Source organism: Paraliobacillus zengyii, assembly GCF_003268595.1.
Taxonomy (GTDB): domain Bacteria; phylum Bacillota; class Bacilli; order Bacillales; family Amphibacillaceae; genus Paraliobacillus_A; species Paraliobacillus_A zengyii.
In genome coordinates this window covers 1019797-1046664 of record NZ_CP029797.1, presented here as the reverse complement: position 1 = coordinate 1046664, position 26868 = coordinate 1019797, and the positions used below count along the sequence as shown (strand labels likewise).

Below are 26868 nucleotides of genomic sequence, written 5' to 3'. Positions count from 1 at the left end.
AGTAAGTTCTTCTTAACCGTTCCCAACAAGGAAGGGGAATAAACATTAACTTTTCACGATACTATCGTCCCATTCGCTACTTTTTCGTCTGGACTTAACAATACGACATCATCTGCACCAGGTACACCTCCGATCACAAGCACTTCAGATTTAAAGCCAGCAACACGCATAGCTGGAAAGTTTACTACTGCAACAACTTGTCGACCTACTAATTGTTCTGGTTCATATCTTTTGGTAATTTGTGCAGAAGACTTTTTGATCCCCAGTTCTCCAAAATCAATTTCAAGCTTTATTGCAGGTTTGCGTGCTTCTGGAAATGCATCCGCCTGCAAGACTGTCCCTATCCGTATATCTAATTTATTGAAATCGTCTATTGATGCCATCTGTATTCCTCCGTCAGCTTTTTTATAATTAAATCTACTAAATAATCATAGCCTGCTTCACCGAAATGGAGTCCATCATTTCTTATTCCTTTTAATTTTTGTTGGTATTTCTCACATGCCAACAACTCAGAGAATAAAGCAATATAACCAGCCCCCGTCTTTTCTGCAACATTTCTAACAACAGCTGCATACGTAGCGAGTACAGTATTCGTTCGCGCAAACTGAATCGATTCATCGACAGGGCTAGGTGTGATTAAAATTGTCTTCTTAGGACCAATCGTTCGTACAATTTTAAAAAGGTTCTCTTGATATGTATCTATAGCTATCATTTTGTGAAAAGCCGCGTCATTAGCGCCAAACATAACGGTAACCAAGTCTGGCTCCCTTAAAAGGACATCCGCTTCTAAGCGATTTATTGCGTCTACTGTATTATTACCAGAGATCCCTGCGTTAATAACGTGATAGTTCGCTAACTTTGCTGCTAGCTTAACTGTTAGCATCGGCTCATCGAATCCCTCATGCCTAGCCGTAATACTATCACCGAAGCAAACTAATTTTTTTATTTTCGTATCTTTCAATCAAAAGCGACCTCCATTTCAAAAGTCAGTGAGGTTAACTTATCGATTATATATTGAGCTTGTTCATTATAATCAGCTAAAAGTCTACCATTACATAATGGTGACTTTCGATACATTTTCCGAACCCTTATTGGATAACCTTTTCCTGATTGCTTGGGGTATATTATAATTCTATTTGGTTGATAGCTTACTATATTAATGATTTTATTTGCTTTCGTAGAAGGTGATTTTTTCAATATATTAACTACGTCAGCATCGATCATTCGAGTAAAATCAAATCTATCTGTTTCCGATCCAACTTCTTTCCAATGGCACCGAATCGCTTCAGCTAAAAGACGATCAATCCCAACCATTTTAGGGAATAAGAAAAGTTGATGATCTGCTAAAATTAATTGAAGTAGATAGAGCCCAGTTTCTTCATCGGTCTCTATTCCATGTTGTGAACAAGCGAGCTTTTTTAAAACATTCTTTGGCAGTACATCTAGCTTACCAGCCATATATGTATCTCGTAAGAAGCTATCTAAGTGGTCAATCCCTAAATTATTACCGATACCAGTTAAGGCTGAGTCCATATTTAACAAATTTATTATCTGTTCCGGATCAATGCCTCCATTAATTAAGATAGAGTTGATTTCTTTTTCTTTTATATACTGCACCGTTAACTGATGATGGTTAAAATCTAATATCTTTTCTACAGCATGAGAAAATGGCAAATGACCAATATCATGCAAAATAGCAGCTATACGTAACTCAATATTTTCCGGAAAGAAATAAGCAGTCAATTTCCAGACACCAACTGTATGTTCAAAACGCGAATGAACAACAGAAGATATCAAAGAACCCGCACCAAAATGTGCAAGATGTTTTAGACGCCTTAACGGACGACTTGCAAACAATGCCAGTTCAATGGAAGAGGCTCCCACATCAGGATATAGTGGTTCATGCAACAATACATTTTGATTAGACATTCATGCATCCCCTCTTTTTATAAAAATAATTTATTAATCTCTCTTAACGTACGTACCGCTTATAAAATCATGAATCGCACGTTTATCTTTTAAAAAAGCTACCATGAAAGCACTGATGATTATGGAGACGCCAAATGTAACGATTGAAAGAAGTTGATAACCAACTACCTCACGCAAAAACATATTCCAAAAGGTGACCTGCCCATCATCCGCATAACGTCTTATGTTTATCCGACATATCTTTTTACCAATACTATAGCCACACCATAATACTGGTAAGATAGTTGCATAAGCTGTAATGACTATTTGCCAAGTCCACTCTTGTGTTAAATCAATTGGAATCTTCCCCATTATTAAACCATATACCAAAGCAAAAACAGTAGTGATAATAATGCCATCCAACGCTCTAGCTCCTAATCTTATCCAAAAGCCTGCTGTTTGATGTTCTTTCATGATTCATCATCCCCTTTCTTAAAACAAGTTTTTTTAATTTTAACACATTCACCCATCAATTAAATTATAACTTTTTGATAATATTCAAACATTCATTTGAATAAGAAATACGAATAGTTTATACTATATTCAAATAGACATTTGAATATTTAGGAGGAGCCTTTATAATGGCAAAAAAAGATACGTGTGACATCTATTGTTATGACGAACCAAAAGTTAAACGTATACAAAATGAAATACAAAAAGAAGATATAGCTGGTATTGCTAAGATTTTCAAAGCACTTGCAGATGAAAACAGAGCAAAGATTTCTTTTGCTTTATGCCAAGAGGAAGAATTATGCGTCTGTGACATTGCTAATATTATTGGATCTACTGTCGCAACAGCATCTCACCATTTACGAAGCTTGCATAAGCAAGGAATCGTGACCTATAAAAAAGTTGGGAAATTAGCTTTTTATTCTTTAGATAATGAAGTAATTAAGCAAGTTATGGTTATGGCTTTATCCCATGAAAAGGATGTGCTTGCACATGTCTAAAAACGAAGAAACGACCTATCGTGTCCAAGGATTCACCTGAGCAGGCTGTGCTAAAACGTTCGAAGAGAACGTTCGACACCTGGATGGTGTTTCAAATGCAAAAGTGAACTTTGGTGCTTCTAAACTAACTGTCGAAGGCAATACAACAATAGTAGACTTAGAAAAAGCAGGTGCTTTTGAAAATTTAAAGATACGAAATGAAAATGAAAAACCTGTTAATCAAGAACCTTTTTGGAAGCAAAAAGAAAATCGGAAAGTATATCTATCCGCAATTCTATTGGTAATTAGTTGGTTTTTAGGTGAGCATTACGGAGAAGCACATGTTATTCCTACAATTGGTTACGCCTCATCGATTATAATTGGTGGATATTCTTTATTTTACAAAGGATTAAAAAATCTAAGCAAGTTAAATTTCGATATGAAAACATTAATGACAATTGCAGTTATCGGTGCCGCACTAATTGGTCAATGGAGTGAAGGTGCGACCGTCGTTATTCTTTTTGCAATCAGTGAAGTATTAGAGCGTTATTCAATGGATAAAGCGCGACAATCGATTGAATCATTAATGAATATTGCACCAAAAGAAGCTTTAATTCGACGCCAGAATGAAGAATTGCTGATCCCTGTTAAAGACATTCAAGTGGATGACATTATGATCGTAAAACCTGGTGATAAGCTCGCAATGGATGGTTCAATAATATATGGCAAGTCAACGGTAAACCAAGCAGCAATTACTGGTGAGAGTGTACCAGTAACGAAATCAATTGATGATGAAGTTTTTGCAGGAACATTGAATGAAGAAGGATTGCTCGAGGTTAAAGTAACAAAACGTGTGGAAGATACGACACTAGCGAAAATCATTCATCTTGTCGAGGAAGCTCAAGCTGAACGTGCACCTTCTCAGGCCTTCGTTGATCGATTCGCGAAATACTATACACCAGCAATTGTCATCCTTGCTTTTCTAATTGCTATTATTCCGCCATTATTTTTTGGAGCTAGTTGGAATGAGTGGGTCTATCAAGGATTAGCTGTGCTTGTTGTTGGTTGTCCATGTGCATTAGTAATCTCTACACCAGTAGCAGTAGTTACTGCAATCGGGAATGCAGCAAAAAGTGGTGTTTTGATTAAAGGTGGGATTCATTTAGAAGAAGCAGGCGCTCTAAAAGCAATAGCTTTTGATAAGACCGGAACATTAACAAAAGGTATCCCAGCTGTAACAGATCTAGATAGTTTTGGCGGAAACGAAAATGACTTACTGACAATCACTGTAGCAATTGAGAAATCATCCCAGCATCCGTTTGCATCTGCAATTATTGGTCAGGCATATGATAAAGGTTTGAACATCAAGGATGTGGTGATCGAGGACTTCCAATCTATTACGGGTAAAGGTGTAAAAGCAAAGGTTGATAACACATTATATTATGTCGGAAACCCAACTCTTTTTGAAGAACTACACCAAACATTTGATAGTAATATCAAAGCAAAAATCACACATATGCAAACAGAAGGTAAAACTGTCATGTTATTAGGAACAGAGAAAGAAATTTTATTGTTACTTGCAGTAGCAGATGAAGTCAGAGATTCATCAAACGAAGTAATCCAAAAATTAGCTAACTTAGGCATCGAAACGGTTATGTTGACTGGGGATAATCGAAGAACTGCAGCAGCAATAGGTAAACAAATCGGTGTTTCAACTATTCAAGCGGACTTACTTCCTAAAGATAAACTTGATTTCATTAAAAAATTACGCGAAAAACATCAACATGTAGCGATGGTAGGTGATGGCGTGAATGATGCCCCAGCACTTGCTGCATCAACCGTTGGCGTGGCAATGGGCGGTGCTGGAACAGATACAGCGTTAGAAACAGCTGATATCGCCCTCATGTCTGACGACTTACATAAATTACCTTATACGATTAAATTAAGTCGCAAAGCACTAGCCATTATCAAGCAAAATATTACTTTTTCATTAGTAATTAAAGTAATCGCATTGCTGCTCGTTGTTCCAGGTTGGCTAACACTATGGATCGCGATATTTGCTGATATGGGTGCTACATTAATTGTCACATTAAACAGCCTACGCCTATTAAAGATTAAAGATTAAATATTGAAAACGCTTGGGTTGCACTGCATCCCGAGCGTTTTTTTTAGTAGGATTATTTATGTTTTGGATGTTTCATTCGATAGTAAATGGCAGCAAATATATTTGAAAGCAAGAAAAAAGCATTTGATTGTGCGTTGTAGTGCAGATAATCTTCTTCAAAACTCATCTCTTCATACATTTGTGCTTGTGTCTTGCCTTTTTTCTTCTGCTTGTCTTCCAATTCCTTTATTGCAAGATAATAATTGTATTGAATAGGTGTAATCACAAGAGAGAATACAACATATACGCCTAGTATTATCAAAATGTAATTAATTGGAGACACCTACCTTTCTATATGCTTTGATAGTCTTTGTATACTAATTTACGTGTGAATACAGGAAAAGGTTTCATATCTTGAATGGCTCATATAATCAAATTTCTATCAGATATGAGCCGTTAAGCATGATTAATGAGCATTTATCAGCATATATGCGCCCTTAAGCAATTTATATGGGACGTTCCACAAAATATATGCACCCTTCAGCAATTTATATGAGCCGTCCAAACTATTATCAGTTTAATTCTGCTTATTTAAGGCTATAGATACGCATACTAACAAAAATTATGCGGGAGGTGTCAATCATGGAGATCGGTCAAATTATCTGGCTCTTATTTATTGGATTTATTATCTTCACAATTGATAAAAGGCAAGAGAATTTTCCTGTCCCTACTGTATTAGTTCTACTGGGAATTGTGTTATCTTTTATACCTTATTTTTCATCTATCAATGTGACGGCTGACATGATTTATCATATTTTCTTACCAGCACTATTATTTATTTCTGCTTATCAGTTTCCACCAAAAGCATTTAAAGAAAATGCTTGGATTATTTTATTCCTTGCAACTGGTGGATTACTTATTACCGTTGCTGTACTGGGGGTTACGATCTATTTATTAGGTAGCATCTTTACTTCTTTGTCTTTTCTAGCTGCATTAATTGTTGCATCGGTTTTAACACCGACTGACCCTGTATCCGTTGTGCCGATACTAAAAAAATCATCGGGTGATAAAAAAATTGCAACACTTGTAGAAGGGGAATCGATGTTAAATGATGGAACAAGTATTGTTGTCTTTACTGTGCTAACTAGCATGTTTATTGATCAACATGCATTCTCTACCCTTTCCTTTATCGGAGAGTTTTTATTTGTATCAATTGGTGGGGCATTGCTCGGAATTGGTTTTGGCTGGCTTATGAGTAAAGGGGTGCACTATACGCACCATAAGGAATATCAAGTGATGCTCAGTATTGTCTTAGCTTACGGAATTTTTCATATTGCTGAATTTATTGGCGTTTCAGGAGTACTTGCCACCGTATCTGCTGGAATGATGCTAGCATTTGAATATGGTCGCACAATCAAAGAAGCGCATTTTAAAGATGCACTTAACGGATTTTGGAGCATTGTAGAACTTTCCATTCTCTCCTTAATATTCTTAGTAATCGGTATTGAGGCTGCTGGATATCTTATCTTTGATGGATGGATCTTCGCTATTATTATATTTCTTGTTGCACTAGTGATCCGCTTCTTACTTATCCTAGGTACAACAAAGATTTTTCCACGTTGGCGTCATTCGACCAGTATAATGGAATCTTTCCTTATCTCTTGGGCTGGATTGAAAGGAACGATGTCAATTTTCCTTATTCTCACCCTTTATGCGGAAGATACAAATAGTGCCGAACTGGATTGGGTCGTATCTTTATCCTTTGCGGTTGTATTGTTATCCCTAGTGATTCAGAGTTTAGGAATCTATCCATTGTCTAAAAAAGCAAAAGAATAATCACCCACCTAACCCTAGTCTTTAGGTGGGAGCTCTATTACAAAAATCGTTTCGCCATATACGCTTTTCTTTAAAAATAAATCGCCAGCTTGTGCTTTGGCTAAGAGTAAACTATATGGTAAACCAAGCCCTAAACCATGTTCGACATGTTTCTTATCTTCACCTCGATAAAATCGTTCGAAAATAAAAGGTTGTTCTTCTTTTGGAATACCACTCCCATTATCTTTTACCTCTATCAAAATAGTCTCTTTTTGCTGATAAATCTCTACAATTAAATGGCCATCCACATTCCCTTTTATTGCATGTAAACCATTATTCAGTAGATTCGTTATAATCTGTTGCAAGCGAATCGGATCCGCTATAGCACATAGTTGGTTTTCACTAAAATTATACATAAGTTTTTTACCCTTTAATTGTTTCTCATGGACAATTTCCCATTGATAGATAATTTCCTTTACTGTCTGCTTTATATTCAGTTTTTCTGCATTCACTATAATGGAACCAGCTGTGAAACTATTAAAATCCAACAGATCTTCTACCATGTTTTGTAGTCTCTGAGCTTCTTTTAATGCCATTTGTAAAAACTCTTTTTTCCTTCTCTCATCTACTACATCTTCTTGAACTGCTTGAATAAGTGCACTTACTGAAGTAATCGGCGTTTTTAATTCATGGGTCACCCCTGCTAATAGTTCAGATCTAAGTCCTTCTAATTGTTGCAATTTTATTGCCATTTCTTTGAATGATATCACGAGTTGATGTAGTTCTTTTTCTTGAATATTCTCGTTTAAATGAATAGTATAATCTCCGTTGCGCAATTTTTCAGCTGCTACAGCAACTTCTTGAATAGGCTTAGCAAGTTTTTTTGATAAAAAATAAATAACTAACCATCCGAGTATAGCCATACTGACAAGTAACATCGCTAACAGTTGGTATTCTTCCTTATTCATACTAGCAATGCTTTCCATTCGCTGAATAATAATTACTGCACCAATATCCTCTCCGTCGTCTACAATTGGCGAGATTACTGCATAGCTAGTATTATTGTCTCCAAATGGTATCTTCTCTACTACCAATTGATCAGAGATTGCAATTGTTTCTAGCCAATCTAACTCTTCTGTTCTATTGTCAAAACGATTTGGCATTGGATTAGGAGAAAATAATTCACCATCATTTGTTTTTATATAAACCTGTAATGGTACTTGATTATTTAAAAGGCTTTCCCGTTCTTCTAATATAAAAGGAAGACGCGACAATGTTATTTCTTCACCAGAGGTTTCATCTACAACTCTATCAGCAAGTTCTTGAGCTAGTAATTTCGTTAATTCTAACCTGTTTTCAATCGTATTATGTCTTATCCAAAATATCGACACAAGTCCAATAATGAGTAAACCGATTACTAATGTAACTAAATATCGCTTCGTCCAATAATACAGTAGAGATGGTTTCTTATTCCTTCTATTTAATATAAAATTGGTAACCCATGTTCCGTAACGTTTTAATTTCTCCATAATGTACATCCCATCCACTTAATAATTTGCGAATTCGTTTCACGGCAAGATCAACGGCACGATTACTTCCTTCGTAATCATACCCCCAAACATTCTCAATCAGTTGCTCTCTTGTAAACGTTTGGTTTGGATGATGCACTAGAAATAAAAATAAAGCTAGATCCTTTGGAGTGAACTTAATTTCTATTCCCTTTAAAAAAACTTGATTGGAAAGCAGATTAATTTTTAATGTCCCAAACAGCTTAATCTTGTCCGCTCTTTCTAACTGAGGAGAACGACGTAAAACGGCACTCACTCGCGCGATTACCTCTTCTGCCACAAACGGTTTTGTAATATAGTCATCCGCACCTTCATTAAATCCTTGTATCATATGCTCTGTTCCAGAAATCGCGGTTAGCATAATAACTGGACAAGAATTTTTCTCTCTAATTTTTTTTAGTACAGTCCAACCATTTAATTCAGGTAACATAACATCTAACAATATGAGCGTTGGATTTACTTCATCGACTCCTTGTATTGCCTCCACACCGTCATATGCATAGGCGACATTATATCCTTCTTTTTCTAAATAAGCTCCCAGAACAAGTGAGATTGGTTTTTCATCTTCTACAACTAATATTGTTTTCATTACATAACCTCTTTAGTTAAATTTATTCTAGCAATCTATAAAAATAGAGTTTGACAATACGTTCTTGTCAAACTCTACTACTTGAAACTTAACTATGCCTTAAAGCTTCCAAAGGGCTTAAATTGGCTGCTTTATTTGCTGGAAAAATACCAAATCCAATACCAATTACAATTGAAAAACTAACGGAAATTGCGACTGCAACCCATGATATAGCTATGCTCATGTCTAAAATAGAAGACAGGAGTTCTGCACTTCCTATTCCGATTACAACTCCTATAAGTCCACCTAGACTACTTAGGAGTGTAGCTTCAATTAAAAATTGAATAAGAATATCTTTTTTCTTCGCGCCAATTGCTTTTCTAATTCCAATTTCATTCGTCCGTTCCGTTACAGAGACTAGCATAATATTCATAATCCCAATTCCACCAACTAGCAACGAAATACTAGCAATTCCTGCTAATAATAGTGTCATTGTTTCCGTTATAGAAGTTAAGGCGTCTGATACATCTGATTGGTTTCGAACATTATAACTGGAATCATCCCCGCTAAATTGGTTATAAAGAAACTGTTCAATTTTAGCCATTCCTAAATCAACTTCTTCTTCAGATGCCATTTTAACATCAACAGTATTCACTACTGTTTGTTCTAGAAATCGTTGTGCAGTTGAAAACGGAAGTAATACGGTATCATCTACAGAACCTTGTAACTCTTCCCCTTGTTCAGCAAGTACACCAACGACAGTAAATGTATTTCCGTCTATCTTCACATCATTTCCTATTGGATTACTGAAACCAAATAATTCACTTGCTACATTAGATCCTAACAAGATAACCTTATTTCGATTATCTTGATCTATATCAAGTACAAATCGACCAGAACTGACTGAGGCATCTTGAACTTCTAGATAACCCGGTGTTACACCTGTAATAGATACACTATCCATACTAGTTGTTCCATTTGTGATTGTCCCTGTTCCAGATACAGTTGGAGAAACAGCTTCAACTTCATCATATTCAGAAAATGCGAGCACTTCCTCATAATCAACTACCTCTTCTGTCGTTGTGTTCCCTTGTATATTCACGCTCACCATAGTTGTTCCTAAAGAAGAGACATCTTCTGATACAGATGACGATGCACTTTGTCCGAGGGAAATTAGCGCAATAACAGCTGAAACACCAATAATCACACCTAGCATCGTTAAAAATGTTCTAAGTTTATTTGATACGATATTCTTATATGCAATTTTAATCACCTGACCAAACTTCACAGTATCCGTACCTCCTCTTTTTCAACTACTCGACCATCTTCGATATGAATAACACGCTTTGCTTGATTAGCAATATCCAAGTCATGTGTTATTAAAATAATCGTATGTCCTTGCCTATTCAAATCTTTAATCAAATCCATCACTTCAAGACCAGTTTTACTATCTAACGCACCTGTAGGTTCATCTGCGAGTAAAATTGGCGGATGACCTGCAAGTGCCCTCGCGATAGCAACTCTTTGTTGTTGACCTCCCGATAATTCAGTTGGCCGGTGGCTAGCACGATCTGCTATGTTAACTTTTTCTAACGCATTCCTCACAATTTCTTTCCGTTCATTTTTACTTAATCCACGATATATCAATGGTAATTCTACATTTTCATATGCCGATTGTTTCTTTAATAAATTAAAAGATTGAAAGATAAACCCGATTTTTTGATTACGCACTTCTGCTAATTGCCTTTGCTTTAATCCAAAAACATTCTTACCATCCAAAAAATACTCACCTGTGTCCGGTATATCTAAACAACCAATCATATTCATCAAAGTAGATTTCCCTGAACCAGATGGACCGATGATTGCAATGAAATCACCTTTATTGACTGAGAAACTTACATTATCTAATGCTTTTACTGTCTCTCCGCCAAGTGTATAATGCTTACTTAGGTTGTTAATCTCAACAATCCGTTGATTCTCAATCATTTTCATTGCCTCCTTAATTACCATTTGGTCTCATCCCACCTGCAGGCATTTCGCCACTAGGCCTCTCACCCGTTCCTCCACCAAAACTGCCTTGGAACATTTCTTCCATTGTTGCTTCTCCAGTATCATCAGTTGCTTGCACTGCTTCGATAAGAATTACATCACCTTCACTAAGACCACTAGTAATTTCAGCAACTTCTTCATTTTGCAAACCAACTTCAATCGTTACTTGTTCTGAAGCTAAATCACCTTCTTCTGTCGTTGTTTCACTAGACTCTTCTTCAGCTGATGTATCTTCCATTAACACATAATATTGATCACCTTGTGTTTGAATCGCTTCAATCGGTACAGTTAATACATTCTCTTTACTTTCTGTAGTAATTGTTGCTTCAGCAGTCATTCCCACTTTAATACCTTCTGGTTCATTAATTGTCACTTCGACAGCATATTGCGCAACACTGCTCTCTGAATCATTTGCTTCTTTTGCAACATTTGTAACGATTCCAGTAAAATCATTATCCGTAATCGCACTAACGTCAATTACAGCAGTTTGTCCAACTTCAATTTGTGCAATATCCAATTCATCTATATTCACTACCATTTGCAAGTTATCATAATCCGTTATTTCAATCATTTCTGTTCCCATCGAAACTGTATCTTCAGCTGCAACGTTTAATATCGTAATCTCACCAGAAAAAGGAGCCTCAATAGCATCGAATGCATCATCTTCAAACGTGATCAATTCATCTCCTTCTTCTACCATATCACCAACTTCTACTAAAACTTCTTCAATTACAGCGTTATTGTCATCAAACGTAATTGTTTGTTCATTCATTGTTAAAATACTACCTGTACCACTAATATTAACTTCCACATTACCAAGCTCAGCAACCGCAGTTTGTGTTGTTGCCATTGCATTGTTTTCTATTTCTTCATTACTATTAATAAAACCGTATGTCGTTGTTCCTCCAGCAATAACAAGCACAATAATCACTAGTACAATAATCCACTTCTTCATTTTTTCCATCCTTTCTTCAATAGAAAATTATTTTATTTAATTTGTTACAAAAAATAGCATAGTCCTTTAAGATGTCAAAAAGAAGTCAACGTAAAATATTTACAAAACAATAGTAAAAGTAAATCTTTTCAATAAAAAAAGCTAAGGAACGCTACTTAGTAACGTTTCTTAGCTGACAATCTTCTTAAAATATTAATACTTCACTAAGTTTGCTTGCACATAATGATAAACAAGCTGTTCCGTTTGCTCTAAAGATGATTCGTGTGTACGCTCATAGGCATGAGAAGAATCAATACCAGGCCCAATTAAACCGTGGACTATGTCATGACCAGATCCAATTGCTGCAGAGGCATCTGAACCATAAAATGGATAGATATCAACTTTGTAACCAATTTTATTTACCTCACACAAACCAATTAAGTTTTTTCTCAAACCATAGTGATATGGACCACTTGAGTCTTTTGCACAAATGGAAACCGTATATTCATCTGTTGTCTGTCCATCACCCATCGCACCCATATCAACTGCTAAGTATTCGACTGTTTCTGGTGTGATATTAGAATTTCCACCATATCCGATTTCTTCATTATTGGAAATTAAGAAATGTGTCGTATAAGGAAGCTTGATCTCCTCTTCTTTCAGCCGTTTAATAAGCTGTAGTAAAATAGCTACGCTTGCTTTATCATCTAAATGTCGTGATTTAATGAAACCATTATCCGTTACTTCAACACGTGGATCGAGTGAAATAAAATCACCCACCTCAATCCCAATTGCGCGAACATCATCTTCACTTTCTACTTTTGCATCAATTCTGACTTCCATATTCTCTTGATTCCGTTCTGCCTTTCCAGCATCTTTGTAGACGTGAACAGAAGTTTCATGCATCAAAATAGTTCCTGTGATAATTGCTCCACTAGAAGTTTCTATTTCACAGTATTCACCTTCCATTGCATTAAAACGAAAGCCACCAATTAAATCTAACTTTAATCGTCCATTTGGTTTAATTTCTTTGACCATTGCGCCAAGTGTATCAACATGAGCCGTCAACATACGGTGTTCTTTATCATTTACACCAGGAATCGTGGCAATTAATCCACCTTTACGATTGCGTTTTGTTTGCACCTGTAAATCTTGCAGTAAATTCTCGACAAATCCGATAACATTTTTTGTATTACCTGATGGGCTTGGGATGGACACAAGCTCTTTTATTAACAGTTTCGTTTCTGTTATATTTGGATATGTATTCAATTCATTCACCTCTCCAATTCTTCTTTACTATTATTGTAGCTGTATTAAGTAGTAGTAACAACCTCTTTCTATCTATTGAATTCCACGGTAAATCTTCTAAAACTCCTACAAATATACCTTTTAATTAATCTGAATATTGCTACGATTAAAGTGTATTAGTATTAAAAATGACAAGGAGGAGATAATATGCAGCATTTCGTTCGTCTTAGTGAATTCAAAGTATTAAAACAGATGGAAGAAACGACTGAAACACCTAAGGGCGTGACATTAATTCAAGCTCCAGAAATATGGAATCAAACAAAAGGAGAAGGTGTTACAATAGCGATACTAGATACTGGATGCGATCCTACCCATCCAGAATTAAAAGATCGTATTATCGGTGGACGGAATTTCACCGAAGATGATGAAGGGAATCCAGAGGCATTTAATGATTATAACGGACATGGTACACATGTGGCTGGAACCATTGCAGCTGAACAAAACGAGCAAGGAGTAGTAGGAGTTGCTCCAAAAGCAGACCTCCTCATAATTAAAGTTCTTGATAAGGATGGGAGTGGAAACTATCAATGGATTATTGATGGGATTCAATACGCAATTAATCAAGGAGTTGACATCATTTCCATGTCTATTGGCGGTCCAACCGAAGTTCCAGCATTGCACACTGTTATAAAAAAAGCCGTAACGGAACATAACATTCCAGTTGTCTGTGCTGCAGGAAATGAAGGAGATGGAAAGGAAGAAACTGTGGAACGCGCTTATCCAGGTTCTTACAATGAGGTTATTAGTGTTGGTGCAGTTAATTTAGATAGAAGATCATCTGATTTCTCAAATACCAATAGAGAAGTAGATATTGTTGCACCAGGCGAAGAAATCACATCAACTTATTTGAATGGTACCTACGCAACCCTTTCTGGCACTTCAATGGCAACTCCACATATAGCAGGCGCTCTAGCTCTGATCAAAAATATTACCACAACTAGTTTTGAAAGAGAACTTACCGAAGCAGAACTCTATGCCCAATTAATTAGGCGAACACTACCGCTCGGATATTCAGCTAAATTTGAAGGAAACGGTCTAGTTTATCTCACTTTATTAGACTATTTAGATTCGATATTTGATAATTTAAAGACAAAATCATTCGCAATAATGAACGATTAAAAAATATCATCTCGGCACGATACCGAGATGATATTTTTTAATACTGTTTCTCCATGTCTATTATCTGTTGATATAAGTATCGGTTAACAGGTGTTGCAATATTATGTTTTTCCCCTAAGCGAATGACAGTTCCAGAGAATAGTTCAACCTCACTGTACCGCTTTGCTTCTGTATCTTGACGCAAAGAAGGTTTACCTTCTGGATTTAAGGTGGATAAGATATCTAACCAGTAAGTCAAATCTGCTTCCGTTAAATAGACGCCTTCTTTTTCTGATAGTGTCATTACTTCGCGCATCGCAGCGATCATCGTGTCACGTGCTGCCCCGTCTTCATGTATCCCTTTAAAGTTTGTTTGATAGACAGCAACAGTTTGGTTTACACCAACGTTTAGCATAAACTTTCCCCATTGTCGCTGGATCATGTCGTCAACTACCTGATAAGGTAAATCAACTTGATCAAAAAAGTGAGCAACTGTATCTATTTTTTCCTGACTTCCTTCACCGAAACAAAGCATGCCTTTATTCTGATAAGTTAACTTATTTCCTTCTTTAATAGCATCCATACCTTGTGCTACACAATACAATACCTTTTCATGACCTAGCACGTTTCCAATTTCTGCTTCGCTTGAGATACCATTTAATGCCGATAAAATGATTGTATCCTTACCAACTTGGTTATAAACAGCATTAATAGCTTTTGACAAACCACTATATTTTACAGTAAAAATAATTAAATCAGCTGGTGTTACGGACTCTTCTGGTGTTACATAATGGAAATCACAATATTCTCCATTACAATACACACCCTCCGATTGATAGCGGTCAATTCGCTTTTGATCGGCAATTATTCTTACATTCTCCCTTGGTAATCTCTTCGTAAAATGCGCAGCATACATAATACCTAACGCACCTAAACCAATAATCGAAACCGTTTTAATTTGCACTGCAGTTTCATCCTCCTTAGAACTACTTCTGTTATACTTAACATAATTATAACGTAAAAAGGAGCAATCAACCATGCAACAACTACAATTTGAATCAGCTTGGGATAAGACAATAGCTGATCAAGACCGAAAAAGAATCGAAAGAATATTCTCAGAAACAAAGCACCATCAAGATAATGCGATAACATTAGCACCAGTAACCGTTGCTAAAAATCATAAAGGAGAATTGTTAGTAACGGTATTAATTCATAATTTTACGAAAGAGTCTTTTCATTTTCACGGTAAAACACTTCAATACACAGAAAAGAAGCAAATCAAGGGCAAGCATACCTTCAATTCTCCGACTTCAACTGTTGCCGAACAAACCAGTATGCCATGGACATTTATTTTCCCAACAAACAGTTTACAAGCGGATTGCTTATTTAAAGATGGTGTGGTAGAAATTATTAATTGATTTCAGCTACACTAATTCATCAAAAAGGCGCTCAACAGAAATGTTGAACGTCTTTTTAATTTACTTGATCATTTTTTTAATTGTTGATTCATCAATTTTCTTACCACTTACTAACATTTTGACTATATTATCTTCTGTTTCTTTTGTTACTCTTTTCCCAGCCAATTGACTAACTTGTTTAATTAACTGCCTTATAGTTTTCTCATCTTTAAGGTTCTTCCCACTGTATGCACCAGCAACCTTAGCAATACTCTTCATATCTACTCCGGTCTTTTTTTCTACATTTTTGAACATGTCTTGACTCATAGAATCCCTCCTTTACATATTAACTTATGAAAAACAATACGTAAGGCTTGGATTAATGAACCATAATAAACAAATTTACTTTTTTGTATAGTCTCAACTATAAAGAGAATATTATTAATTAAGATTTTTATAAAAAAGGAGCTAACATCATGTCTATTTCCACACTATCCATCAGGCTAGTTATAGCCTTTGCAACCTTATTAATTTTAACAAGAATGACGGGGAGAAAAGAAATATCACAAATGACTTTTTTTAACTTTGTCTCTGGAATAGCAATTGGTACAATAGGTGCCTCACTCGCAATTGATCAAACGCTAAGTATTCGAAATGGCGTGTACGCTTTAGCTGTGTGGAGCGCGATAACTATAGTTATTGGCATCATTGACCTTAAGTCAACAAAATTTCGTTATGCAGTTGCAGGACAGCCTCGAGTTGTGATTAAAGAAGGTAAAATAATGGAAGAAGAATTAAGAAAGGTTCGTCTAGACATAGACGCTTTAAATGTATTGCTACGTAAGAAAAATATTTTTGCAATAAATGATGTCGATTATGCTATTTTTGAAACTGACGGAAGCCTCTCTGTAGATAAGAAGGAAAAAGTAAAACCTTTGGCAAAGACGGATCTTCAAATTCAAAATAAAGCAAATGTGTTTCCGACTCCAACGATGATCGTATCCGATGGTAAAATAGATAACAATAATTTAGAAAAACTTCATTTAAATAAAGATTGGGTAATGAAACAATTAGAAAGTGCTGGTGTGGGTTCTATTGATGAGGTCTTTTATGCTGCTGTACAGAAGGATGGAACATTGTACATCGATAACACGAACGATACTGTGCATTGATAGCTTAAAAAATTCAGCCAAAAAAATCCGTAAGTTTTGTATCATCACTTACGGATTAATTACTAGATTAGTCTTTCATATAGTAACGGGTAGCTAGCAATATGACTCCAACAGGCAGTAATTTACTAGCGATTCGGAATCCTTTTGCGACAGACCCATATGTAGAAATGGCCTTTCCCTTTTGACTATCTTTTAATGCATGTCTTGCTTCATCTTTGGGATTTGTTTTAGGTAACACATCCATAAATGAAATCTGATTCGACGTCTCTGCCACATCAAAAAATTCTGTTTTAACTGGACCAGGACAAACCGCAGTAACAGTAATGTTTTTTTCTCTCAACTCTTCGTTTAATGCGCGACTGTAAGAAAGAACAAAAGCTTTGGTAGCTGCATATATTCCAAAGTTCGGTTGCGGAGCAAAAGCCGCACTTGAAGCAATTTGAATGATTTTGCCTCCAGATAAAATATAAGGTAAGACAGTGCTTGTGACAGCTGTCATAGCTTCAACATTCAGCCGAACCATACCTACCTCTTCATCTAATGGAAGGGAACCGATTTTCCCGAATTTACCATAACCTGCCGCATTAACTAACAATTTTACATTTGATTTCGTAATTTCTAATTCTGTTTTTAAGGTTTCAATACTCTCTGGACGAGCCACATCTAAAGGGAGTATTTTTAACTTAATGAAAACTTCTTTAGCTAATTCGACTAATCTATCTTCTCTTCGGGCAACCACCCATACTTCTTCAATAGCAGGATAATCACGATCAATACGTTTAACTATTTCCCTGCCAATACCTGATGAAGCTCCTGTCACAATAGCAATTGAACCCATATTATTTCATTCCTTTCTTCACCTTATTTTTTGCAGTACAAAAAAGTAGGATATTCCATGTTGAATGTTTTTTATATCCATTACACCCATTAATGTCGTCTCATCAACTTTCCTAAATACATCGATAATTGCTTTCGCATCGTAAACCATACTGGCACTTGGTTTACCCCGATAATCAGTTATTCGAAGCCTTGCACTACTTTTCTCCGTTGAAAAAAAGGGACGTACCATTTTCATTCCGATAGAGATTGCTTTTAAAGGAACTTTATCAAATGGCAGGTTTAATGGAAGCAATGCTGGATTCCCGGTAAACAATGTACCATCTGGTTTCTGAAAAACTAACGGATAGACAGATTCAGGATTTTCAAACCGCTTCCCATACCAACCGGCTGCTGTTAATAACCCTTCGAGTGGATGACCTGTCGTAATTTCCGATCCTTTCCACAATCCCCACATCGTTTCGAAATTAACCACTTCAAGTGCATCAAATAATTGAAATGCAGCTTCCTGCGATGCTCCATCTCTAAGCATTTGTTGTAAATCTTCTTTATTGCTCACACTACTCCACCTTTCTGTAAAAGCCATTTGTGTGGGCAAGTCTTTTCAATGAGGTGAGTAATCGTATTCCCACAGCTTTAGACTGTTCTTTGTTTCTATTTCAGTCGTTTTGCTTTTTTTGCTGCTTCTCTTAGCAAATATTCAATATGGGTATTAACACTTCGTAAATCGTCTTGTGCCCACTTTTCTAATATTTCATAAAGTGCTGGATCGATCCTGAGTGGATATTGCTTTTTTTTAGCCATTAAATCAGTCCTATTTAGTTATATAGTGATCCAGTGTTGATGACAGGTTGTGTACCTCTGTCAGATACAATGGCGATCATCAAATTATTCGCCATAACTGCCTTACGCTCCTCATCTAACTCGAAGTCCTTTTCTAACCTCTCAATAGCTGATTGTACCATTCCAATTGCACCCTCAACAATCTTTTCACGTGCCGCAATAATAGCAGCAGCTTGTTGGCGTTGCAACATTGCAGAAGCGATCTCCGGTGCATAAGCCAGATGTGTGAGCCGTGCTTCAATTACTTCGACACCTGCTGCTTTAAGTCGCTCTTGCACTTCCTCTAATAATTCTTGCGAAACTTTTTCTGAATCACCACGTAAGGAATGTTCTTCATTATTCTCTCGATCATATGGATAGCGACTTGCGATATATCGAAGCGCAGATTCACTTTGTGTTTCAAGAAATTTAGTATAACTATTTACATCAAATGCAGCTTTTGCAGTGTCTAAAACTTTGTATACAATAACAGCGGCAATTTCAATCGGATTTCCATCTACATCATTTACTTTTAATTTTGGTGTATTGAAATTAAAAACCTTAATACTAATAACCTGTGTCGTGATTAATGGTGTTGTCCACCATAAACCACTTTCCCTAAGTGTTCCTAAATATCTACCGAAAAATAACACCACTCTTGTTTCATTAGGCTTTACTAAAACAATACCAGTGCTCATAATAAGTGCAACAAGTATCAATATAATGCTTACTACAATCATTGCCGAACTAGGATTCACATCTGTTAGTTCGCTAACTAACAGAAAGACTCCTCCTGCTAGAATAGCTGTCATTACCACGATAGCTAAAAAACCGTTTGAAACACTTGCTTTTTTTTCCGTCATATAAAAACTCCTCTACAAATTAATGATACTAATGTGATATCACTATTATATCATACTTGTTATAGATTTTGTTTTTAAATATTACTTTAACACATAAAAAATAAGTACTATTCGTTGGCTGTTATGAGCTTGGAGTCTCTATATAGATTGACAATATTTAAAACAGTATTTAAAAATATTGTTGTTTATGACTGAATTACTTAAACTACGACGTAGCGTTCCTTGCGTCGAAATTATCATCAACTGTGACGAAACATTCTGGTCTTACTCGCTACGTCAGCAAATAGTTTCGCTTTCCGTGGGCACAACCTCAGCTATCTATAGAAGCAAAGAACGCTTCTATAGAGGATCTTCGGTTCGTGCTATTCCCACAGGAGTCTCAACCATTTGCTTCCTCCGCTCTGAAGAACAAATATAATGTAGCATATAAACAATTGATAAGCTTGTTTGTAGCTAAAGTGTAATTAACTTCCATACACAATCATTATGCAGTACGTTTCATGCTAGCGTATTAAATGAAATTGACTCCCTTTCCACAGGCTGGTTTTTCATATCAATAAAAATAACTTTGCAAACATTATAACAATAATGAGATTGTCTTTTTCTTAATTGCAATTTTCAGCTCATGCAAGAAGGGATTTATGCTCCCATAGGTAGATTCAATTCACTTATAAATGCTCGTTATTCGCATGATTTCAAACCACTTTTATGAACAATAACAATGGATTACGTTTTGCTAGCGATGGAAATATGCGAAGACTCCTGTGGGAACAGCGCGGGCTGAAGATCCACTCGGAAAGCGGTCTTTGCTTATCCGAGTTAGCTGAAGCCGTGCCCACGGAAAGCGGAGTATATTTCCAGAGCGTTATGTTACGTCGCAATTTCTCTCAAGTTTACCAAGACATATTTTCCTGTTTCACTCTGAGAAAGTTTATTTAGTACAAATAAAAGCACCGCAAATGTGCGATGCTTTCTAACCATTATTCTTCTTCTAATTCATTTACCTTCACACTTTGTTTAATATCGGGATTATCAAGAGGATGGACTGTTGCATTTCCAGTTCCTTGATCGACATGTTCAATATAGACTTTTCCACCATTATAATTAACGCCTACCATTTCTGGTGAAGACACGATTTCTTGTGCTCTTTTTTCATCCATAAGTATAACCTCCTATTTCATCTATATAATTCTCCTATAAAATTAAATTATACATTCTTATTCAAAATATAGATGACGATGTATTTTACATCCAGGGTTAAAAGCTACTTCACATTGTGGACAAGTTGAATTTCCACCTAAATACGTTTCAATGGAAATAGTCTTACCACAAACACCACACAAAATTGCTTCCGTATCAAATTCCTCTTCAGTCCACAATATTGCATGATGATCCGCTTTCTCCTGGTGGCATTTATAACAGGGATAATACGTCTGACAACACTTAAACTTAATCGCAATAACATCCTCAATTTGATGATAATGTGAACAGCGTGTTTGACTATCAATAACGTTCCCCTCAACATGATGTCCGTGGATAATCATTATTCAACCTACTCCTTTGTCAGCTCAAGCGTACTCATAATCTCTATGTCTTTTAAAGCTTGTGAAGCTAATTGATCCGCTTCTCGATTCTCTTTTCTAGAAACCGCTCTATATGCTGGCGTGATTCCTAACTTGTCTAATTTATTTTCAATTCGATCAGCCCATCTGTTTAACTCTTCCTCCACACATGGCCATTCTCCATTTAATTGCTTAATTACCACTTGCGAATCACCTACAAAGACAACAGGTAAATGGTGTACACCTAATCCTTCTAATTCTTTTACACACATATGAAAAGCTGCGTATTCTGCTTCGTTATTTGTATTTAATTCTTCTACTAATGCGTTTTTACGTAATCGAAATGATTTTTTATTTTGTTGATAATATATGACACAGCCTAAACCAGACCTATTCGTGTTATGATCAAAACCACCATCAAAATAAACCTTCACATCATGTGGCTCTGTTTCAATTTCTTCTAAGTATTTTTTCATTTCTTTCATTGTCCAACTAATATCTCGTTCATCAATAAATTCTATCGCTTTGATCCGACCCGTTCTATCGAAATCATCTGCAATTAACATTGCTTTTGCAGCACGCATTTGATCTGAACTAAATCTCGTTTCTGTTCCTTTTGCTGTTCGATAGGTTAACTCCATTCTGACGTTCACAGTAGAACCACCTTTTTATTTTTACTGTTCCCATTCTTTGTTAAAACATCCTTAGCTTCTGTACTATTTTACCATATGCAAAAGACATGGAAAATGAATTGTTGTATAGGAAACGCATTTTATTTAAAACTATAAATGCTCCTGATAATAAATACGAAAGGATGATTAATCCCATGGGTATGATGAATAAAGCTTTAACAATAGGTGCGGCAAGTGCAGCAGTTTACGGTATTAGAAAAGGTATGCAAAACGGTACACTTCAACAGTTACCAGAAAAAATTAGCAATGCATTTAACAATTCACAATCCCAAGTTCAACCAACGAATGCGGTCCAAACAATAGCCGAACAAGAAGCCAAAAATAACAATGCACATTTTGAAGCATGGTAATAACTAACAAGAAGAGGCTGGGACAAAACTCAGATAAACAATAAAAAGTTGCATCTTCCAACGGTAGTTGGAAGATGCAACTTTTTTATAAAATCGAAAATTTTAGTAAGTAAAAAAGGATACCTTCTGATAAAATTAAAGTACCACACAATAACAATCGGAGGTATCCTTATGTTTAAAGATTATAACATGAATCAAGTAATTTTGCCGTTAGATTTTGAAATGAAATTGCAAGAAAATGATATTGCCTATACGATCCATGACTTAGTAGACCAAATACCAGATAAAGCATTTTCTTTTTTCTTACATGAAACAGGTTGTCCTGCTTATCATCCGCGAATGATGATGAAGGTTATTTTATGTGCTTACACGCAATCTGTTTTCTCTGGGAGAAAAATTGAAGGATTGCTGAAAGATAGTGTCCGTATGATGTGGTTAGCGCAAGGCTATGAGCCAAGCTATCGCACGATTAACCGTTTTCGAGTCAATGAAGAAGTACAAGAACTGTTACGCCAATGTTTTGTACAATTTCGATGCCAACTGGTGAAAGAAGAGCTGATTGACCAGGAAGCGATCTTTATTGATGGCACCAAAATAGAAGCAAATGCCAATAAATTTACGTTTGTTTGGCGAAAAGCGATTGAAAAATACAGTGCGAATTTGGTGGAGAAATCAAATCAACTGTACGATGAATTATTGGCAAACGAAATTATTCCAGAAATAGAACGCGAAAGTACGGAAGAACTATCCACTAAAGAACTCGAAAAAGTAGTTGAGAAACTAGAGAAGACCGTTGAAGGATACGACAAACAGATCGAAGAAAGTAAAGATGTCAGCAAACGGAAGCAGCTTCGCTCTGCAAGGAAAACACCAAAAAAATACCGCAAACAGTTTAAAGATTACGTAGCACGCAAACAAAAATACGAAAAGGATAGGCTTATATTTGAAGCGCGCAATAGTTATTCAAAGACAGACCATGATGCCACCTTTATGCGCATGAAAGACGATTATATGAATAATGGCCAATTAAAAGCAGGTTACAATGTACAAATTGCGACCGAAGGACAATATACACTCGCATATGACGTATTTCCCAATCCAACTGATGTACGCACATTCACTCCTTTTCTAGATAAAATCGAGGAAAGCTTCTTTGAACTTCCCACATATATCGTAGCTGATGCAGGGTATGGAAGTGAACAGAATTATGAAGATGTCCGCATTAATCGGGAGCGCATCCCGCTGATTACCTACAATATGTATCGAAAAGAGAAGACAAAGAAATATAAGCAAGACCCTTTTAACACAATGAACTGGGCGTATGATGAAGCGAGTGATTCTTTCCGTTGTCCAAATGATAAAAAAGTGGCTTTCCAGTATCTATCTAATCGAACAGGTAAAGATAACTTCACCCGATCCTTTAAAGTCTATGAATGTGAAGACTGTTCGGATTGTCCGTTGCGTTCCCACTGTACAAAAGCAAAGGAAGGAAATAATCGAAAAATTTATTATAATGAAAAATGGGAACAACAAAAAGCATACACAAAACAGCAGCTTTCAGAAAAAGAAACCGGTAAAATCTATGGCAAACGAAAAATAGATGTAGAACCAGTCTTCGGATTTTTGAAGGCTAATTTGCGTTTCACTCGTATGTCAGTAAGAGGCAAGAAGAAAGTGGAAAATGAATTAGGATTTGCATTCATGGCGGTGAACTTGAGAAAGTACACGGCTAAGCATGCGCATGGTCCAACAAATCCTGAAAATAATCCAACAAAAAAAGATTCCGACCATCTTCCTAAGATGATCGGAATCTTTTTCGTTATTTTGGCTAGTTATGTCCCAGCCTCTTTTTTATAGTGCTTTATAGTTCATCGCCATTGCTTCCTAATTCTTTTTATAGTAATATTCTTTTAACCATTCATTAAACAAGTCATAATCCGTTTGAACTCGTTCTTTATAAAACTTAGACCAAACGATCATCTCTTTTTTAAAACCAGCTTTATCATCACCAATGGCTTTTAAGATCTCATCTTCACCGTGATAATCTAGAATTCCGTGTTCAATATCTGCATCAGCACGTGCATGAATCTTCGCGGATATTTTCCCCATCGTTTTTAACGTTTGTTTCATTTTTTTAAACTCATGCAGTTCAGTTGTATCTAAATCCTTTTCATACGCGGATCGTTCTCTTACATAAAAATGACGGTTTTGCATGGTAAAGTAACCTAAGTATGGATCTGCTTTATGATGCATAGATTGTTGGGTGTTAATTACGCGTTTTCCTTGATGATTATTTTCTTCCCAAAACGTTTCATTATACGCACAGAAGTATGCAGGGACTGGTGTACGGGCTTCCTTTGCTTCTAAGATAATGTCTTCCTCTTGACCCGCAATTAATATATAAAAGCGTTTCAACCCTATAGAACCAATTCCTGCTCCACTTTTTTTAACAATATCTTTTATTTGGTAATGCTCTTTCCCTTTAAAAACATCACGCTTTATACTATCTAAATAGTCATCCCATACTTTATTAATTTCCTTATACTCATTATTTGTCACATCATCAAATTTTGTTTTTTTACGATCAAACTTGCGCTCGCCATCTTCATTTATATATGTTTGCTTTTCAAGTGCATGTGTTTCTTTTCTATCCATTAAGCTGTCTAATGTCGTTGAAATCGCACCCTTCGTATTCTCTGTTGTAAATTGTCTTGTAACTGGATCTTTTTCAGCTTCAGCAAATTTTTTCAGTTCTTTATAATAAGCTTTCAAATAGATTTCTACAAGCTTGTCATGCTCCTCTTCAGCAATCCCTTGCTCGTCTGCAATCAATCGAATACTTACGACCATGCGTAACACATCATATAAGTAAGAACCGAAATAGCCTTCATCAAAATCATCTACATCAAAGATGATCGCTTGATCCTCATTTTGAAAAGCGCTAAAGTTGTTAAAATGTAAATCACCCATTATCCATGCAGGTTTATCATCAGTCGTATGATAAGAAAAAGGAATTTTAGTTACATCATAATAGAATAAATAGATACTCCCACGGAAAAAACTATACGCATCTTTTTTCATTTTCGTATATTTGACACGTCGATTAGCCTTACTTAAATGCATAATTTGCTCATCAAACTGTTCCATAATTTCGTGTATAGTTTGTTTCCGCAAATAATTATTTGTATTTCTAATACGTTGTTTCACGCCTTGTACCATCTATTAATCCCCCTAATTTCTGATAATAATATAAATCATGTACAATATATAAAAAACAGCTAATATGACACCTTCTAGTTTTCCAACTTTAAAATGCGTCCGTGAGAAAATAAGTAATAATATTGTCATTACGATCATAATAAGTACATCAAGTACTAGTTTATTTTCTACGGCTAACGGTGAGATAATCGATGCAGAACCTAAAACAAAGAATACATTAAATATATTACTGCCTATGATGTTTCCTAAGGCAATCTCACTTTGTTTTTTGATTGCCGCAGTAATGGATGTAATCAATTCTGGTAGAGATGTACCGATTGCTACAATCGTTAATCCTACCAATGTTTCACTCATACCAAACAATAGGGCAATTTCTGTTGCATTTGTTACAACTAGTTCTCCACCAAAGATTATTGCTAAGAGACCACCAACTGTAAGTATAATATTCTTTGTCCATAATGGTTTCTCTCCGGTATTCGTTTGTTCTTGTTTTGCCTTATCACGGCTTTTACGTGCTACTTCAAAAATGTAGTACAAAAACACAGCAAAGAATAATAACAAGACAAAACCGTCACCTCTAGTAATATAGTTAGCACCCATTGATTGTAAAGTTATATCACTAATGAGAATCAATAAAGCAACACTCGCTAACATAGCAAATGGTATTTCTTTTCTAATTGTTTCATTTTCTACTTGTAATGGATTTAATAGTGCGGTTATACCAACAACAATCGTTATATTAAAGATATTACTTCCGACCACATTCCCCATTGCTACACCTGCATTACCCTCTAAAGCTGAAACAATACTCACTGTAGCTTCTGGTGAGCTTGTTCCAAATGCGACAACCGTCAAACCGATTAACAAAGGGGAAACATGTAACGTCTGGGCTATTTTTGAAGCACCATCAACAAAGAAGTCAGCACCTTTTATTAATAAGACAAATCCTATAATAAGTAGTAAGTAGGTCATTTCTATTTCCCTTCAAATACAAACATTAAAATTAGTTTATACCATTTTCGTTTAATTTAAGCTTTATTATTACAGTTTTCCACTAAAGAACACGTCTGAAACATTTAGGTTATGCAAAAGCTTTTATCTTGCTTGATAGTCTTTTAAAAAGTCTGTTTTCTAAGTGATTGTTTTTTTATCGAAGTTGACTTCACGCTACTTTGGTAATCATCAGTGCGTTTATCTGACGTACTTGAGAGAAATTCCGTCGTAAGATATAAAGAAGTTTTTACACGCTCCTCAAATGAAATTGACTCCCTTTCCGTAGGCACGGCTTCAGCTAACTCGGATAAGCAAAGTTCGCTTTCCGAGTGGATCTTCAGCCCGTGCTGTTCCTACAGGAGTCTCATCAATTTCATTTGATCCGCTAGTGTGAGTACGCAAATTAAGAATCGTATAAAATGCTTGTTATTTGTAATTAAAATAGAAGTTAGCAAAAATTAAATGAACTGCATACAAAGAAGCATCTCGTTTTTTTTGAATAGCTATTCGAATTAGTTTGTAATACAGGAAATCGTTAAAGGTGGTCTAATGGAACCCTATACAAATAGTTCAGGCACAGCAGCACCGAGGCTGTATCACAAATAACAGCAGAGTAAGCG

General features: G+C 35.9%; 29 protein-coding genes and 1 pseudogene. 8 read left to right on the top strand and 22 right to left on the bottom strand.

Annotated elements, in window-relative coordinates:
* Window positions 1-53: 53 nt before the first annotated feature.
* Genes csaA through DM447_RS05195 form a run of 4 tightly spaced genes read right to left on the bottom strand, consistent with a single transcriptional unit; the run spans window position 54 to window position 2382 of the window.
* Window positions 54-383, bottom strand: a complete 330-nt coding sequence (csaA, locus tag DM447_RS05210) for a chaperone CsaA (RefSeq protein WP_112180213.1) — start codon at window positions 381-383, stop codon at window positions 54-56.
* Window positions 371-961 carry a DUF459 domain-containing protein gene (locus DM447_RS05205; RefSeq protein WP_232824307.1) on the bottom strand — a complete coding sequence of 197 codons (591 nt, stop codon included), beginning with the start codon at window positions 959-961 and terminating at the stop codon, window positions 371-373. Before DM447_RS05205 ends, csaA begins: the two co-directional genes overlap by 13 nt.
* Window positions 958-1929: an HD domain-containing protein gene (locus DM447_RS05200; RefSeq protein WP_112180212.1), complete on the bottom strand. Its 972-nt coding sequence runs from the start codon at window positions 1927-1929 to the stop codon at window positions 958-960. Before DM447_RS05200 ends, DM447_RS05205 begins: the two co-directional genes overlap by 4 nt.
* A gap of 33 nt (window positions 1930-1962) precedes the next feature.
* Entirely contained in the window at window positions 1963-2382 is a 420-nt protein-coding gene (locus tag DM447_RS05195) for an RDD family protein (RefSeq protein WP_112180211.1), read from the bottom strand.
* A gap of 167 nt (window positions 2383-2549) precedes the next feature.
* On the opposite strand from DM447_RS05195, the gene DM447_RS05190 reads away from it, so the two are divergent.
* Both DM447_RS05190 and DM447_RS05185 read left to right on the top strand, forming a co-directional pair.
* Entirely contained in the window at window positions 2550-2918 is a 369-nt protein-coding gene (locus DM447_RS05190; RefSeq protein ID WP_112180210.1) for an ArsR/SmtB family transcription factor, read from the top strand.
* The gene (locus tag DM447_RS05185) at window positions 2899-5022 is read left to right on the top strand and encodes a heavy metal translocating P-type ATPase (protein ID WP_198663204.1); all 2124 of its coding nucleotides are present in this window, start codon (window positions 2899-2901) and stop codon (window positions 5020-5022) included. The genes DM447_RS05190 and DM447_RS05185 overlap by 20 nt, the downstream gene beginning before the upstream one ends.
* Before the next feature lie 52 nt (window positions 5023-5074).
* Here DM447_RS05185 and DM447_RS05180 read toward each other — a convergent pair whose 3' ends face one another.
* Window positions 5075-5323 carry a DUF3949 domain-containing protein gene (locus DM447_RS05180; protein WP_241964561.1) on the bottom strand — a complete coding sequence of 83 codons (249 nt, stop codon included), beginning with the start codon at window positions 5321-5323 and terminating at the stop codon, window positions 5075-5077.
* Window positions 5324-5643: 320 nt separating this feature from the next.
* On the opposite strand from DM447_RS05180, the gene DM447_RS05175 reads away from it, so the two are divergent.
* Window positions 5644-6837: a cation:proton antiporter gene (locus DM447_RS05175; protein ID WP_112180208.1), complete on the top strand. Its 1194-nt coding sequence runs from the start codon at window positions 5644-5646 to the stop codon at window positions 6835-6837.
* A gap of 14 nt (window positions 6838-6851) precedes the next feature.
* Here DM447_RS05175 and DM447_RS05170 read toward each other — a convergent pair whose 3' ends face one another.
* The 6 genes from DM447_RS05170 to DM447_RS05145 form a co-directional block, all read right to left on the bottom strand.
* Window positions 6852-8345: a sensor histidine kinase gene (locus tag DM447_RS05170; RefSeq protein WP_162632570.1), complete on the bottom strand. Its 1494-nt coding sequence runs from the start codon at window positions 8343-8345 to the stop codon at window positions 6852-6854.
* Window positions 8293-8973 carry a response regulator transcription factor gene (locus DM447_RS05165; protein WP_112180206.1) on the bottom strand — a complete coding sequence of 227 codons (681 nt, stop codon included), beginning with the start codon at window positions 8971-8973 and terminating at the stop codon, window positions 8293-8295. The genes DM447_RS05170 and DM447_RS05165 overlap by 53 nt, the downstream gene beginning before the upstream one ends.
* Window positions 8974-9061: 88 nt before the next feature.
* Window positions 9062-10240 carry an ABC transporter permease gene (locus DM447_RS05160; RefSeq protein WP_112180205.1) on the bottom strand — a complete coding sequence of 393 codons (1179 nt, stop codon included), beginning with the start codon at window positions 10238-10240 and terminating at the stop codon, window positions 9062-9064.
* Complete coding sequence (locus DM447_RS05155; RefSeq protein WP_112182667.1) at window positions 10237-10938, bottom strand: ABC transporter ATP-binding protein; 702 nt, start codon at window positions 10936-10938, stop codon at window positions 10237-10239. The genes DM447_RS05160 and DM447_RS05155 overlap by 4 nt, the downstream gene beginning before the upstream one ends.
* A gap of 13 nt (window positions 10939-10951) precedes the next feature.
* Window positions 10952-11956: an efflux RND transporter periplasmic adaptor subunit gene (locus DM447_RS05150; RefSeq protein WP_162632568.1), complete on the bottom strand. Its 1005-nt coding sequence runs from the start codon at window positions 11954-11956 to the stop codon at window positions 10952-10954.
* A gap of 192 nt (window positions 11957-12148) precedes the next feature.
* A complete protein-coding gene (locus DM447_RS05145; protein ID WP_198663202.1) occupies window positions 12149-13204 on the bottom strand; it encodes a M42 family metallopeptidase in 1056 nt (351 codons plus the stop codon).
* A 186-nt stretch (window positions 13205-13390) separates the two neighbouring features.
* Between DM447_RS05145 and DM447_RS05140 the strand changes: the two genes are divergently transcribed.
* Window positions 13391-14362, top strand: coding sequence for a S8 family peptidase (locus DM447_RS05140; RefSeq protein WP_112180203.1), 972 nt, complete (start codon window positions 13391-13393; stop codon window positions 14360-14362).
* 37 nt (window positions 14363-14399) lie between these two features.
* On the opposite strand, the gene DM447_RS05135 is transcribed toward DM447_RS05140, so the two are convergent.
* Complete coding sequence (locus DM447_RS05135; protein ID WP_112180202.1) at window positions 14400-15305, bottom strand: ketopantoate reductase family protein; 906 nt, start codon at window positions 15303-15305, stop codon at window positions 14400-14402.
* A 73-nt stretch (window positions 15306-15378) separates the two neighbouring features.
* Between DM447_RS05135 and DM447_RS05130 the strand changes: the two genes are divergently transcribed.
* A complete protein-coding gene (locus DM447_RS05130) occupies window positions 15379-15759 on the top strand; it encodes an SLAP domain-containing protein (RefSeq protein WP_112180201.1) in 381 nt (126 codons plus the stop codon).
* 60 nt (window positions 15760-15819) lie between these two features.
* Here DM447_RS05130 and DM447_RS05125 read toward each other — a convergent pair whose 3' ends face one another.
* Window positions 15820-16065, bottom strand: coding sequence for a stage VI sporulation protein F (locus DM447_RS05125; RefSeq protein WP_112180200.1), 246 nt, complete (start codon window positions 16063-16065; stop codon window positions 15820-15822).
* 149 nt (window positions 16066-16214) lie between these two features.
* Between DM447_RS05125 and DM447_RS05120 the strand changes: the two genes are divergently transcribed.
* Window positions 16215-16910 (top strand): DUF421 domain-containing protein, encoded by a 696-nt coding sequence (locus DM447_RS05120; RefSeq protein WP_112180199.1) that lies wholly within the window; start codon window positions 16215-16217, stop codon window positions 16908-16910.
* Between the two features lie 67 nt (window positions 16911-16977).
* Here DM447_RS05120 and DM447_RS05115 read toward each other — a convergent pair whose 3' ends face one another.
* From DM447_RS05115 to DM447_RS05085, 7 genes are all read right to left on the bottom strand, one after another.
* Window positions 16978-17748 (bottom strand): SDR family NAD(P)-dependent oxidoreductase, encoded by a 771-nt coding sequence (locus DM447_RS05115; protein ID WP_112180198.1) that lies wholly within the window; start codon window positions 17746-17748, stop codon window positions 16978-16980.
* An 18-nt stretch (window positions 17749-17766) separates the two neighbouring features.
* Entirely contained in the window at window positions 17767-18306 is a 540-nt protein-coding gene (locus DM447_RS05110; protein ID WP_232824311.1) for a DUF4334 domain-containing protein, read from the bottom strand.
* Between the two features lie 95 nt (window positions 18307-18401).
* Window positions 18402-18551 carry a type II toxin-antitoxin system antitoxin gene (locus DM447_RS05105; RefSeq protein ID WP_112180196.1) on the bottom strand — a complete coding sequence of 50 codons (150 nt, stop codon included), beginning with the start codon at window positions 18549-18551 and terminating at the stop codon, window positions 18402-18404.
* 14 nt (window positions 18552-18565) lie between these two features.
* Window positions 18566-19432 (bottom strand): SPFH domain-containing protein, encoded by an 867-nt coding sequence (locus DM447_RS05100; RefSeq protein ID WP_112180195.1) that lies wholly within the window; start codon window positions 19430-19432, stop codon window positions 18566-18568.
* A gap of 980 nt (window positions 19433-20412) precedes the next feature.
* On the bottom strand, window positions 20413-20592 hold the full coding sequence (locus DM447_RS05095) for an H-type small acid-soluble spore protein (protein ID WP_112180194.1): 180 nt from the start codon (window positions 20590-20592) through the stop codon (window positions 20413-20415).
* 57 nt (window positions 20593-20649) lie between these two features.
* Complete coding sequence (locus DM447_RS05090) at window positions 20650-20976, bottom strand: CHY zinc finger protein (RefSeq protein ID WP_112180193.1); 327 nt, start codon at window positions 20974-20976, stop codon at window positions 20650-20652.
* An 8-nt stretch (window positions 20977-20984) separates the two neighbouring features.
* Window positions 20985-21647, bottom strand: coding sequence for a ribonuclease H family protein (locus tag DM447_RS05085; RefSeq protein ID WP_112180192.1), 663 nt, complete (start codon window positions 21645-21647; stop codon window positions 20985-20987).
* Between the two features lie 161 nt (window positions 21648-21808).
* Between DM447_RS05085 and DM447_RS05080 the strand changes: the two genes are divergently transcribed.
* Together DM447_RS05080 and DM447_RS05075 are read left to right on the top strand one after the other, a co-directional pair.
* Complete coding sequence (locus tag DM447_RS05080; protein ID WP_162632566.1) at window positions 21809-22036, top strand: hypothetical protein; 228 nt, start codon at window positions 21809-21811, stop codon at window positions 22034-22036.
* A 171-nt stretch (window positions 22037-22207) separates the two neighbouring features.
* Window positions 22208-23903, top strand: a pseudogene (locus DM447_RS05075) (IS1182 family transposase).
* Between the two features lie 17 nt (window positions 23904-23920).
* Here the strand turns inward: DM447_RS05075 and DM447_RS05070 are convergent.
* The gene (locus DM447_RS05070) at window positions 23921-25255 is read right to left on the bottom strand and encodes a DUF2252 domain-containing protein (RefSeq protein ID WP_112180189.1); all 1335 of its coding nucleotides are present in this window, start codon (window positions 25253-25255) and stop codon (window positions 23921-23923) included.
* Between the two features lie 12 nt (window positions 25256-25267).
* Window positions 25268-26227, bottom strand: coding sequence for a calcium/sodium antiporter (locus DM447_RS05065; RefSeq protein WP_112180188.1), 960 nt, complete (start codon window positions 26225-26227; stop codon window positions 25268-25270).
* Window positions 26228-26868: the final 641 nt, after the last annotated feature.

Excerpts from the sequence above, each read along its gene's own strand:
- DM447_RS05115 (WP_112180198.1), bottom strand. The coding sequence starts at position 17,748 with ATGGGTTCAATTGCTATTGTGACAGGAGCTTCATCAGGTATTGGCAGG.
- DM447_RS05095 (WP_112180194.1), bottom strand. The coding sequence starts at position 20,592 with ATGGATGAAAAAAGAGCACAAGAAATCGTGTCTTCACCAGAAATGGTA.
- DM447_RS05175 (WP_112180208.1), top strand. The coding sequence starts at position 5,644 with ATGGAGATCGGTCAAATTATCTGGCTCTTATTTATTGGATTTATTATC.
- DM447_RS05190 (WP_112180210.1), top strand. The coding sequence starts at position 2,550 with ATGGCAAAAAAAGATACGTGTGACATCTATTGTTATGACGAACCAAAA.
- DM447_RS05070 (WP_112180189.1), bottom strand. The coding sequence starts at position 25,255 with ATGGTACAAGGCGTGAAACAACGTATTAGAAATACAAATAATTATTTG.
- DM447_RS05090 (WP_112180193.1), bottom strand. The coding sequence starts at position 20,976 with ATGATTATCCACGGACATCATGTTGAGGGGAACGTTATTGATAGTCAA.
- DM447_RS05080 (WP_162632566.1), top strand. The coding sequence starts at position 21,809 with ATGATTAATCCCATGGGTATGATGAATAAAGCTTTAACAATAGGTGCG.
- DM447_RS05100 (WP_112180195.1), bottom strand. The coding sequence starts at position 19,432 with ATGACGGAAAAAAAAGCAAGTGTTTCAAACGGTTTTTTAGCTATCGTG.
- DM447_RS05170 (WP_162632570.1), bottom strand. The coding sequence starts at position 8,345 with ATGGAGAAATTAAAACGTTACGGAACATGGGTTACCAATTTTATATTA.
- DM447_RS05125 (WP_112180200.1), bottom strand. The coding sequence starts at position 16,065 with ATGAGTCAAGACATGTTCAAAAATGTAGAAAAAAAGACCGGAGTAGAT.
- DM447_RS05105 (WP_112180196.1), bottom strand. The coding sequence starts at position 18,551 with ATGGCTAAAAAAAAGCAATATCCACTCAGGATCGATCCAGCACTTTAT.
- csaA (WP_112180213.1), bottom strand. The coding sequence starts at position 383 with ATGGCATCAATAGACGATTTCAATAAATTAGATATACGGATAGGGACA.
- DM447_RS05120 (WP_112180199.1), top strand. The coding sequence starts at position 16,215 with ATGTCTATTTCCACACTATCCATCAGGCTAGTTATAGCCTTTGCAACC.
- DM447_RS05065 (WP_112180188.1), bottom strand. The coding sequence starts at position 26,227 with ATGACCTACTTACTACTTATTATAGGATTTGTCTTATTAATAAAAGGT.
- DM447_RS05130 (WP_112180201.1), top strand. The coding sequence starts at position 15,379 with ATGCAACAACTACAATTTGAATCAGCTTGGGATAAGACAATAGCTGAT.
- DM447_RS05195 (WP_112180211.1), bottom strand. The coding sequence starts at position 2,382 with ATGAAAGAACATCAAACAGCAGGCTTTTGGATAAGATTAGGAGCTAGA.
- DM447_RS05200 (WP_112180212.1), bottom strand. The coding sequence starts at position 1,929 with ATGTCTAATCAAAATGTATTGTTGCATGAACCACTATATCCTGATGTG.
- DM447_RS05165 (WP_112180206.1), bottom strand. The coding sequence starts at position 8,973 with ATGAAAACAATATTAGTTGTAGAAGATGAAAAACCAATCTCACTTGTT.
- DM447_RS05155 (WP_112182667.1), bottom strand. The coding sequence starts at position 10,938 with ATGATTGAGAATCAACGGATTGTTGAGATTAACAACCTAAGTAAGCAT.
- DM447_RS05140 (WP_112180203.1), top strand. The coding sequence starts at position 13,391 with ATGCAGCATTTCGTTCGTCTTAGTGAATTCAAAGTATTAAAACAGATG.
- DM447_RS05150 (WP_162632568.1), bottom strand. The coding sequence starts at position 11,956 with ATGAAGAAGTGGATTATTGTACTAGTGATTATTGTGCTTGTTATTGCT.